Annotated in this window: 11 protein-coding genes; 1 reads left to right on the top strand and 10 read right to left on the bottom strand. The window is 49.4% G+C overall.

Features of this window, described 5'->3' with window-relative positions; genetic code table 11:
• The first annotated feature begins 74 nt into the window (after nt 1-74).
• A complete protein-coding gene (locus ACL9RG_RS20945) occupies nt 75-296 on the top strand; it encodes a hypothetical protein (RefSeq protein WP_422794593.1) in 222 nt (73 codons plus the stop codon).
• Nucleotides 297-470: 174 nt separating this feature from the next.
• Here the strand turns inward: ACL9RG_RS20945 and ACL9RG_RS20940 are convergent, their stop codons facing one another.
• From ACL9RG_RS20940 to cysG, 10 genes are all read right to left on the bottom strand, one after another.
• Nucleotides 471-1,664, bottom strand: coding sequence for a tyrosine-type recombinase/integrase (locus ACL9RG_RS20940; protein WP_422794592.1), 1,194 nt, complete (start codon nt 1,662-1,664; stop codon nt 471-473).
• A 427-nt stretch (nt 1,665-2,091) separates the two neighbouring features.
• Complete coding sequence (truD, locus tag ACL9RG_RS20935; protein ID WP_422794591.1) at nt 2,092-3,138, bottom strand: tRNA pseudouridine(13) synthase TruD; 1,047 nt, start codon at nt 3,136-3,138, stop codon at nt 2,092-2,094.
• Between the two features lie 4 nt (nt 3,139-3,142).
• Nucleotides 3,143-3,616, bottom strand: a complete 474-nt coding sequence (gene ispF, locus ACL9RG_RS20930) for a 2-C-methyl-D-erythritol 2,4-cyclodiphosphate synthase (protein ID WP_422794590.1) — start codon at nt 3,614-3,616, stop codon at nt 3,143-3,145.
• A 35-nt stretch (nt 3,617-3,651) separates the two neighbouring features.
• A complete protein-coding gene (gene ispD, locus ACL9RG_RS20925) occupies nt 3,652-4,380 on the bottom strand; it encodes a 2-C-methyl-D-erythritol 4-phosphate cytidylyltransferase (RefSeq protein WP_422794589.1) in 729 nt (242 codons plus the stop codon).
• Entirely contained in the window at nt 4,377-4,700 is a 324-nt protein-coding gene (gene ftsB / locus ACL9RG_RS20920) for a cell division protein FtsB (RefSeq protein ID WP_422794588.1), read from the bottom strand. Before ftsB ends, ispD begins: the two co-directional genes overlap by 4 nt.
• 228 nt (nt 4,701-4,928) lie before the next feature.
• A complete protein-coding gene (locus ACL9RG_RS20915) occupies nt 4,929-5,267 on the bottom strand; it encodes a DUF3561 family protein (protein WP_422794587.1) in 339 nt (112 codons plus the stop codon).
• Between the two features lie 130 nt (nt 5,268-5,397).
• The gene (gene cysC, locus ACL9RG_RS20910; RefSeq protein ID WP_422794586.1) at nt 5,398-6,003 is read right to left on the bottom strand and encodes an adenylyl-sulfate kinase; all 606 of its coding nucleotides are present in this window, start codon (nt 6,001-6,003) and stop codon (nt 5,398-5,400) included.
• A 1-nt stretch (nt 6,004) separates the two neighbouring features.
• On the bottom strand, nt 6,005-7,432 hold the full coding sequence (gene cysN / locus ACL9RG_RS20905) for a sulfate adenylyltransferase subunit CysN (RefSeq protein ID WP_422794584.1): 1,428 nt from the start codon (nt 7,430-7,432) through the stop codon (nt 6,005-6,007).
• 12 nt (nt 7,433-7,444) lie between these two features.
• A complete protein-coding gene (cysD, locus tag ACL9RG_RS20900) occupies nt 7,445-8,353 on the bottom strand; it encodes a sulfate adenylyltransferase subunit CysD (protein ID WP_422794583.1) in 909 nt (302 codons plus the stop codon).
• 9 nt (nt 8,354-8,362) lie between these two features.
• A complete protein-coding gene (cysG, locus tag ACL9RG_RS20895) occupies nt 8,363-9,787 on the bottom strand; it encodes a siroheme synthase CysG (protein WP_422794582.1) in 1,425 nt (474 codons plus the stop codon).
• Between the last annotated feature and the right edge of the window lie 211 nt (nt 9,788-9,998).

Raw genomic sequence — 9,998 nt, 5'->3', positions numbered from 1 at the left:
CTGCAAGGAATTTGTGGTGAAATATACGATGCAATAGCAGCAGGAAAAATACCGGGTGTCAAATTGGAGTAACTATGTCTCCTGAATCTGAAGCAGAACGCAATGCCCTTCGCTCTGCCGCACGAAAATGCAACGCAGAGCTACACGAAGCAATACAAGCAAATCCCAAAACCCCGTTTGATCATCTGCCCGGCCCAATCATAAAAAAACATCACGCGCCGATTGCACCGCGATTCAGCTTACCGCTGTTTCTGTGGACTATCGGCGTTCTAAATGGTCAGTTTGAAGAGAGGTAAATATGCAAATAGTTGAGAAGTTTTTGAAAGCAAGAGGCGTATGCGAGACGCTCGGGATTAGCCGGGCTACGCTATACAGAAAAGTCGTAGCCGGTGAAATAGACCAGCCAGTCCGTAACGGGGCCAGGATGTCTCGCTGGCCTGAGTCGAGCATCGTAAAATATCAGGAGCGAGTCAAAGCAATGAATCAGGCATGAAGCCTCGTAGCCACTCGTCATACACTTCCATCATTTCCCTTCTCTCCCTTAGATATTCGGCGTGATTATAGGCGGCGACAACGCGGTTAGTTTCCGCATGTGCCAGTTGCTTTTCTATAACTTCGCGCCGAAATCCCATCTCATATAAAGTAGTCGATGCCGTTGCTCTAAAGTCGTGACTAGTTATCAGAGTTCTTTCAAAGCCCAGATACTCTATAGCTCGATTCACAGTAGATCTGCTCATCGACTTTCTTTTATCTTTAATGCTCGGAATCATTAAATCATTATCACCAACAACCGATTTTAATTGAGTTAGCAGTTTCAATGTCGTGTCAGTAAGCGGTATTGAGTGCGAACGGCTCATCTTCATGCGACTTGCAGGTATCACCCATATCGCTTCGTCAAAGTTTACCTCTGACCAAAGGCCATTCCTCAATTCTCCCTGTCGAAGAAACAAGAACGGAAGGAGAAGCAGGGTTATTTTAGTCTGCGGGAATCCAGAATAATCAGCAAGGGCATTGAAATACTGCCGCAGCTCATCATGTGTTAAGCAGCGAGAGTTCTTGGTTTTGGGTTGTATTATTGCCCCTTTCAGCGCGGCGGCGGGGTCAGATTCAGCTCTTAGTGTCGATACGGCATAACAGAATATGGCAGAGCACCACTGCCTCACCTTTAAAGCTGAAGATGCTGATCCGCGCCTTTCCATCGACTGGAGCACAAAGAGTATCTCATGAGAGGTAACATCACGAATCGGTTTTTTGCCAAATGCCGGATAACAGTTTACTTTTAAAAAAGTTTCCACCTGAACGCGAGTTCCAGCCGTCCAGTTTGGCCTCTTCTTTTCTATCCACTCTTTTGCGACTAATTCAAAAGTGTTTGATGCTTCCGCTATGTTGCTAAGCTTCTCTTTCTTTCTTACATCCGTCGGATTAAACCCAAGCTTTACTTGCTCTCTAGCCCACTCCCTTCCCCTTCTTGCGTCAGAAAGAGACACGGATGGGTACTCGCCGATCGTGTAACGACTATCTTTCGTCGGAGTTAGCCAGAACCTGTAACGCCAAAATTTTGACCCCGTGGGCCTAACCTCCAAATAGAGGCCGTTGCCATCTTGAAGTGTGTAGGGTTTATCTTGGGGTTTTGCGTTTTTTATTTTCGTGTCTGTAAGAGCCATGCCGGACAAGCCATCTGAGAATTAACGTTGTCCTGTACGTTGTCCTGTTTTTTGTGAGCTGTCAATAAACAACATGAGACAACATGAGATTGACTGTTTGAATTTAAAGGCGGGGTGATTGATGGGTGATATGACATGAGACTACATGAAACAAGAATGCGCATATCTCAGCAATATGCGCATGTAAACTGCCGCCCTTGGTTTTATTTACGCTTAATCCTGCGCCTGCTCGTGTTCTCGACCAAATGGTTGTTTGACTAAACTGATAATCAGACCAAATAGCAGATACAACTTAATATTGAATGCGCGGCATACTGCCTCATTCGCAAGGCTAATTAGTGGATTATAACCTCTGTTGCCAAGGTTTCTACCGCCAAATACCGATGTATACCCGTCATACTTCAAGTTATAGGGTTGTTGACTGCAGTTACTCGGAGATATCAGCTTCGATATCGCCCTGGCGCATCAACTCGCGCACTACGCTGGTCGCGAAGCTGCCGGCCGGTAACCAGAACTGCAGTTTCAGCGTCGTCTCATCCAATCTTGACCAGCCAAGGTGTTGCGGTTGCAACATCATGGCCCGGCGCGCAGGTTCTACACGCTCACGCTTGAGTAGCGACATCAATTCGGTTTGGTCAGCGATGCAACTCAGCTCAAAGGCCTCGGCCTCTTCTTGCGTTCCCAGCGGGCCATCACCAGGTAATGGCGCTGTCACCAGCAGTTCACCACTGAGCACTCGCTCTTGCACTGACGCCATTTCTTCTGCTTTGGCGACAAACCAACTGCCGCGACCGCTCAGTTGCAATGCATCACCTAACATGACCTGTTTATCGCCATGCTCAGCTAATCGCTGGCTACTAATCAAATTAAACAGCGCGCTACGACTGGCTGACAGATAAAAACTGCGTTTAGGGCGTTCTTTGACACGGATATCGTTGTTCGCCCAACGCTTGGCTTGCACCAGATTGTTTCCGCCGCGGCCAAAACGCTGTACGCCAAAATAGTTCGGCACGCCCTGCACGACAATTTTTTGCAGACGTGCTTCTACATCGCTGATATCGCTTAGCTGACGCAACACCAAGGTAAAAGAGTTGCCTTTAAGTGTACCGATACGCATTTTTCTCAGATGGCGAGCAAAACGCACGACTTCGCAGCCTTCCAACTCAAAACGGCTAAAATCGGGATTTTCTTTCCCCGGCAAATGCAGGCAGAACCACTGCTCCGTTACCGCATGGCGATCTTTCAGACCGGCGTAGCTGACAGAACGAGCAGCAATACCCGCAAAACGCGCCAAACTATCGGCAACAAACTGGGTATTACACCCGGTTTTACGGATGCGGACTAACAGGTGCTCACCTTCGCCATCCGGCTCAAAGCCGAGATCTTCTTCAACCAGAAAATCTTCAGGGGTAGCTTTTAACACGCCACTGGATGCAGGTTCTCCATGCAACCAGGTGAGTTTATTCATATCCATTGCATCAAACCTTGACGAGTAACGCGACAGCTTCGCAGGCAATACCTTCGCCACGGCCGGTAAAACCGAGTTGTTCGGTCGTGGTCGCTTTAACGTTCACATCATCCATATGGCATTGCAGATCTTCTGCAAGGAAAACACGCATTTGTGGGATATGTGGCGCCATTTTCGGTGCCTGCGCAATAATAGTGATATCTAAATTACCTAAGCGATAGCCCTTATCGCAGATGCGACGATAAGCTTCACGCAGCAACTCACGACTATCCGCACCTTTGAAAGCAGGATCGGTGTCAGGGAACAACTTGCCAATATCGCCTAATGCTGCCGCGCCAAGCAGCGCATCCGTCGCCGCATGCAGCGCAACGTCACCATCAGAGTGAGCCAGTAAGCCTTGTGGATAAGGAATACGCACACCGCCGATCACCAGCGGGCCTTCTCCGCCAAATTTATGTACATCAAAACCGTGACCGATACGCATTATGCGTTCTCCTGTTGTTCTCATTTGGTTAAAAATTAGATTATTTGGTCTAACTGGGTGAGATAAAACGCAGCCAGAGCCAAGTCTTCAGGGCGAGTCACTTTAATATTATCAGCCCGGCCAGCGACTAATACTGGATGGAAACCACAATATTCGAGCGCTGAAGCCTCATCCGTCACATTGGCACCTTCATCCAGCGCACGTTGCAGACAGCTTGTTAGCAAAGCTCGCGGGAAAAACTGCGGCGTTAGCGCGTGCCACAAGTTTTCTCTGTCAACAGTACAGGCGATGGCCTCAACGCCGGGCTCACCGCGTTTCATGGTGTCGCGAACCGGTGCCGCCAGAATACCGCCAATGTCGCTATCCTGCGCCAAAGCCAACAAGCGGTTTAAATCATCATGGTGCAAACAAGGGCGCGCGGCGTCGTGCACCAGCACCCATTGCGCCTCCCCTGCTTGTTGTAAACCTGCCATTACCGACTCAGCACGCTGGCTACCGCCAATCACCGTTTGAATACGCGGATCATCCGCCAAGGGTAAGGTTGCAAACCATTGGTCATGTGGACTGATTGCGATAATAACTTTGTGAATTTGCGGACTGCGCAATAGCGCATGTACCGCATGTTCAAGCAGGGTTTTCCCACCGATAGCAAGATATTGCTTGGGAAACTCACTTTGCATGCGGCTGCCGATACCGGCTGCTGGGATTACCGCGACGATCTCTGGAAGGAGGCGACGGTGTGACTCATGGACTGTATGACTCATGGATTGTTATTTTGCTTAACTTGCGTGACCGTCGAATTGCGTTTGTTTTGATCTGGCACCAGACGATAGAACGACTCACCTGGCTTAATCATGCCAAGTTCATTACGTGCGCGTTCCTCGATCGCTTCCTGACCGCCATTCAGATCATCAATTTCTGCAAATAGCTGATCGTTCCGTGATTTGAGTTTGACGTTATTGGCTTGTTGCACCTGTACGTCATCGTTCACACGGACATAATCGTGAATACCATTCTTCCCTAGCCACAGTGAATACTGGAGCCAGCCAAGAATTATTAATAATAGCAGCGTTAGTTTGCCCATCCCGCCCCCTAAAAAAGCCGCTCAATCATCCCACAACTTTGCCTTTGACTCCACTATGAAGGGGAAAATGCAGCAGAGATTAGGAATCAAAGTGAGAATAAGGCAGATAATGACACAAGGATTTACAGTAATGCAGACTTTAGTGGCCGGAAAACACGGTGGTTAAGATATTTGAACTAGCCGAAACGAAACTCATATCCAGTCGGAAAATGAGTATCGAATGAAAAACTACCACCCCGTCAGAAAAGAGAAGACGGCCCAGAACATCGCCACAACCAACAATCCTGTCAGCAAGGCTGTTTTCCATAAGTTGCCTCGACACAGCATGCTAACGCCAACGCCTATCAGCACAGAGATAGGCAACAGCGCCAGGAAAAATGGCCAGGTATACAAGAGGAAAAACAGCGTATTGGAGCCATAAACGACAAACGGCAACGCCAAAGCAAGCCAATAGAAAACAAAGCCTGTCGTGCCGCCTAGCAACGAGTAAGAAGGCTCTTCTTTATCGCTAGCCGCCCTCCCGCCATGCCCGGTGCGGTTTAAGATCCTGTTTAATGATATCTGCATAAATCATCCCCTTATACTTCAAGTGTCATCGGCACATCTATACCTTAATACTTCAAGCTGCAGGCTTATTAACGACATTCAATTGTCGCCTGCCTGCATCTTAAAATTTATCGGGTATAGCCGAGCACATTTAGGGATTGATAATAGCGCGCTGGCGCAGTACAGCTAATAATTGGGGGACTAAATGTGTTACTAATTGTTCGCCATCTATATGGATTTCAGGCTTTTCTGGGGCTTGATAAATAGAATCAATACCGGTGAAATTCTTCAATTCACCCGCTCGAGCTTTTTTGTATAACCCTTTAGGATCTCGCGCTTCACAAGTCTCTAAAGGTGTATCAACAAAGATCTCGATAAACTGACCTTCAGCAAGCTGAGCTCTGACCATTTCACGCTCAACTTTATGCGGAGAGATAAAAGCAGTCAGCACCACCAGCCCGGCATCGACCATCAGTTTGGCCACTTCACCTACACGACGAATATTTTCACGGCGATCTTCGTCAGAAAAACTCAAATCACGGCACAAACCATGACGCACATTATCGCCATCTAATAAATATGTGCTTACACCCAAACTGAAAAGTGCCTGTTCCAGTGCGCCCGCCAGTGTCGATTTTCCCGAGCCAGATAGCCCGGTAAACCACAGCACAACGCCTTGATGACCATGCTGTGTTTCGCGATCCGCACGCGTTATCGCGTGCGGATGCCAGACGATATTTTCGTCCTGCAAGGCCATCTTATTTGCCTCCCAGCAAATCACGCGCACCCCAGTGCGGGAAATGGCGGCGAATCAAACCGTTTAGCTCCAGCTCAAACGCACTGTATTTATCTTGCTCTTGATACACCTCTTCCAACGCTTCACGCACCAACCCAGCACCAACAGTGACGTTGCTCAGACGATCGATAAAGATCAGTCCACCGGTCACCGCATTCTGCTGGTAGTTATCGAGCAGTAAAGGCTCATCAAAGGCCAGTTCAACCAGACCTATACCATTCAACGGTAGGTTTTCAGCCACTCGTTGAGTCAGCGAGTTGATCTCAACCTGGTATTCGATATTTTCTACCCGGGCACGTGCTTTCTTGCCGCCGACTTTGATGTCATAGCTCAAACCAACGCTCAGCGGCTGCTCAGCCATCCATACCACATCAACTTTGGCATTTCTGACCGCTTTTACTGTTTCAGCCGCATCCACCAGCGTATCACCACGGCTGATATCAACTTCGGAGTTTAATACCAACGTAATAGCATCACCGGCCCAGGCTTGTTGTAAGTCGCCATCGAAGGTAACAATACGCGCAATGGTCGATTCAACACCAGACGGCAGCACTTTAACTTTTTGCCCAACCCGCACAGAACCGGAAGCCAGCGTACCGGCATAGCCGCGGAAGTCGAGATTTGGACGGTTAACGTATTGCACCGGGAAACGCATCGGCTGTTGTTCACGTACATTAATGACGTTGACGGTTTCCAGCACATCGAGCAGTGTCGGGCCTTGATACCACGCCATTTTCTCACTTGGCGTTGCCACGTTGTCGCCTTCCAGCGCCGACAACGGCACAAATTTGATATCGAGGTCGGTCGGCAGTTGCTGAGCAAAATCCAGATAATCTTGCTTGAACTGCTCAAATACTGTTTCGCTGTAATCAACCAGATCCATCTTGTTGACGGCAACCACCAGATGACGAATGCCGAGCAACGTAGCGATAAAGCTGTGGCGGCGAGTTTGATCCAATACGCCTTTACGCGCATCGATCAACAAAATAGCCAAATCACAGGTTGAGGCACCGGTTGCCATATTACGGGTGTACTGCTCGTGCCCTGGCGTATCAGCAATAATAAATTTGCGTTTTTCAGTCGAGAAATAGCGGTAGGCCACATCAATCGTAATGCCCTGTTCCCGCTCAGCCTGCAGGCCGTCAACCAGTAAGGCCAGGTCGATCTTCTCACCTTGAGTACCGTGACGTTTGCTATCGTTATGCAGTGAAGAGAGCTGATCTTCATAGATTTGGCGCGTATCGTGTAACAAGCGGCCAATCAGGGTACTTTTACCGTCGTCAACGCTGCCGCAGGTCAAGAAACGCAGCAGACTTTTATGTTGTTGAGCATGCAGATAAGCTTCGACGCCACCCTGCTCAGCGATTTGTTGGGCAATTGCATTGTTCATAGTGACGTTTCCTTAGAAATAACCTTGGCGCTTTTTGAGTTCCATCGATCCGGCCTGATCGCGGTCAATGGCCCGGCCTTGGCGTTCACTGGTGGTCGATACCAGCATCTCCTCAATGATCTCCGGCAGCGTTTGAGCTTCAGATTCCACAGCCCCAGTCAGCGGCCAGCAGCCTAGCGTACGGAAACGCACCATTTTTTGCTCAATAACTTCACCGGGTTGCAGATCAATGCGATCGTCGTCCACCATCAGCAACATGCCATCACGCTCTAATACAGGACGCGGTGCGGCAAGGTACAAAGGAACAATCTCAATATTTTCCAGATAGATGTATTGCCAGATATCCAGCTCGGTCCAGTTAGATAACGGGAAAACACGAATGCTTTCACCCTTGTTAATTTGGCCGTTGTAGTTGTGCCATAGTTCAGGGCGTTGGTTTTTAGGATCCCAACGGTGGAAGCGGTCACGGAACGAATAAATACGCTCTTTAGCGCGAGATTTCTCTTCGTCACGACGCGCGCCACCAAAGGCAGCATCAAAGCCATATTTATTCAGCGCCTGCTTCAGCCCTTCTGTTTTCATGATATCGGTATGTTTGGCACTGCCATGCACAAACGGATTGATATCCATTGCGACACCTTCTGGATTCTTATGCACTAGCAGCTCAAAACCGTAGTTTTTCGCCGTGCGATCGCGAAATTCATACATCTCGCGGAATTTCCAGCCGGTATCAACGTGCAACAGCGGGAATGGCAGCGTACCAGGGAAGAAAGCCTTGCGTGCCAAATGCAGCATCACTGAGGAGTCTTTACCAATGGAATACATCATCACTGGGTTGGCGAATTCAGCCGCAACTTCACGGATGATATGAATGCTTTCCGCCTCCAATTGCCGCAAATGAGTGAGTCGTTTTTCGTCCATATCAGTTCCTTAAGCCAAATTCACCACCGACGGACGTTGAACGCCCTCGGTTTGAGGTTGATGCCCGAACCAGGCAAGTTGTTGATGAAGCGCAACGACCTCGCCCACTACCAGCAGCGCTGGCGTTGGTGCCTGTTGAGCCAATTGTTCAATATTCTCTAGCGTACCGGTGAAGACTTGCTGATCTTGTCGAGTGCCTCGACCAATTACCGCAACCGGCGTCTGTGCGGAGCGACCGTGAGCGATCAGCTGTTGGCCAATCTCTCCGGCTTTCATTGCCCCCATATAAATCGCCAGGGTTTGCTGACCTTTTGCCAACGTCGCCCACTCCAGCGTATCGCCATCGGGACGAGCCTGACCGGTAACAAACATTACGCTCTGCGCATAATCACGATGCGTCAGTGGAATACCGGCATAAGCCGTTGCTCCGGCAGCCGCAGTCACACCCGGCACCACTTGGAAAGGAATACCCGCAGCGGCAGCAGCCTGTAGCTCTTCACCACCGCGACCAAAAATAAAGGGATCGCCGCCTTTCAGGCGTACGACTTTCTTGCCCTGTAAAGCGAACTCCACCAGCAGACGGTTAATCTCATCTTGTGCGACAGAAGAGCCACCGCCACGTTTACCTACACAGATTTTCTCAGCGTCGCGGCGGACCAAATCAAGCACTTCTTCGCTAACCAAGTAGTCATAAAGCACTACATCGGCTTGTTGCATCACCTGCAAGCCACGCAATGTGAGCAATCCTGCATCACCCGGCCCGGCCCCAACCAGTATCACTTCGCCGTTCTGCGAGCTGACTTCTGGATTATCAAGTTGCTGCTGCAACACTTCTTCGGCTTGTGCGAGTTGTCCCGCAGCGGTAAGCGATGCAAAAGGTCCATTGAATGTTTGTTCCCAGAAGCGACGGCGCGCCGACATCGATTTAAAGCGCTCTTTAACACGCCCACGCCATTCACCGGCAATCTCGGCCATTTTGCCAAGGCTGGCGGGTAGCAGCGTTTCGAGTTTTTCACGCAGCAGGCGCGCTAAAACTGGCGCCTGACCACTAGACGAGATGGCAACAACAAGTGGTGAGCGGTCGACAATAGAGGGAAAGATAAAGGAGCATTTAGGTTGATCATCAACCACATTCGCCAATACACAACGTTGATTGGCCTGTTCAAACACGTCGCTATTAAGCGCAGCATCATCAGTTGCGGCAATGACCAGAAAAACATCGTCAAGTTGTTCAGCACGAAACTCTCTCGCCAGCCAGATAACCTCTCCAGCCTGATGGCGTTGTTCAACTTCAGGGGAGAGCGTCTGTGCGGCTATTCTCACCTCAGCCCCCGCCCGCAGAAGCAGGTCTATTTTGCGTGCGGCAACATCACCGCCACCGACGACCAACACAGGCCGTTTTTTCAGGTCGGCAAATAAGGGTAGATAGTCCACGAGAACCTTTCATTACTGTCACAAATCAATAACCAAACTATACGGCGTGGGGTTGTTGCGAATGAAATGACTAAATGGAATGAATAGTTCTATTTTGGAATATAGACCGGAATAATAAATCTAAACGCGCTTGGCATTGCCCGCAAGTCGCCGTTTTCTCTACAAATGGCACAAAAAGCACCACTTTTGAGAACGCCGGAAATTGTCTAAT

Source organism: Rouxiella sp. Mn2063 (assembly GCF_049319665.1).
GTDB lineage: Bacteria > Pseudomonadota > Gammaproteobacteria > Enterobacterales > Enterobacteriaceae > JBMOUD01.
Note: the sequence above shows the minus strand (reverse complement) of the source record. Positions and strands in the feature narration are given on the sequence as shown.

Bases quoted from the DNA above. Each gene is read 5' to 3' on its own strand.
- cysN (WP_422794584.1), bottom strand. From the start codon at position 7,432: ATGAACAATGCAATTGCCCAACAAATCGCTGAGCAGGGTGGCGTCGAA.
- ACL9RG_RS20915 (WP_422794587.1), bottom strand. From the start codon at position 5,267: ATGCAGATATCATTAAACAGGATCTTAAACCGCACCGGGCATGGCGGG.
- cysC (WP_422794586.1), bottom strand. From the start codon at position 6,003: ATGGCCTTGCAGGACGAAAATATCGTCTGGCATCCGCACGCGATAACG.
- ACL9RG_RS20940 (WP_422794592.1), bottom strand. From the start codon at position 1,664: ATGGCTCTTACAGACACGAAAATAAAAAACGCAAAACCCCAAGATAAA.
- ftsB (WP_422794588.1), bottom strand. From the start codon at position 4,700: ATGGGCAAACTAACGCTGCTATTATTAATAATTCTTGGCTGGCTCCAG.
- cysD (WP_422794583.1), bottom strand. From the start codon at position 8,353: ATGGACGAAAAACGACTCACTCATTTGCGGCAATTGGAGGCGGAAAGC.
- ispF (WP_422794590.1), bottom strand. From the start codon at position 3,616: ATGCGTATCGGTCACGGTTTTGATGTACATAAATTTGGCGGAGAAGGC.
- ispD (WP_422794589.1), bottom strand. From the start codon at position 4,380: ATGAGTCATACAGTCCATGAGTCACACCGTCGCCTCCTTCCAGAGATC.
- ACL9RG_RS20945 (WP_422794593.1), top strand. From the start codon at position 75: ATGTCTCCTGAATCTGAAGCAGAACGCAATGCCCTTCGCTCTGCCGCA.
- truD (WP_422794591.1), bottom strand. From the start codon at position 3,138: ATGGATATGAATAAACTCACCTGGTTGCATGGAGAACCTGCATCCAGT.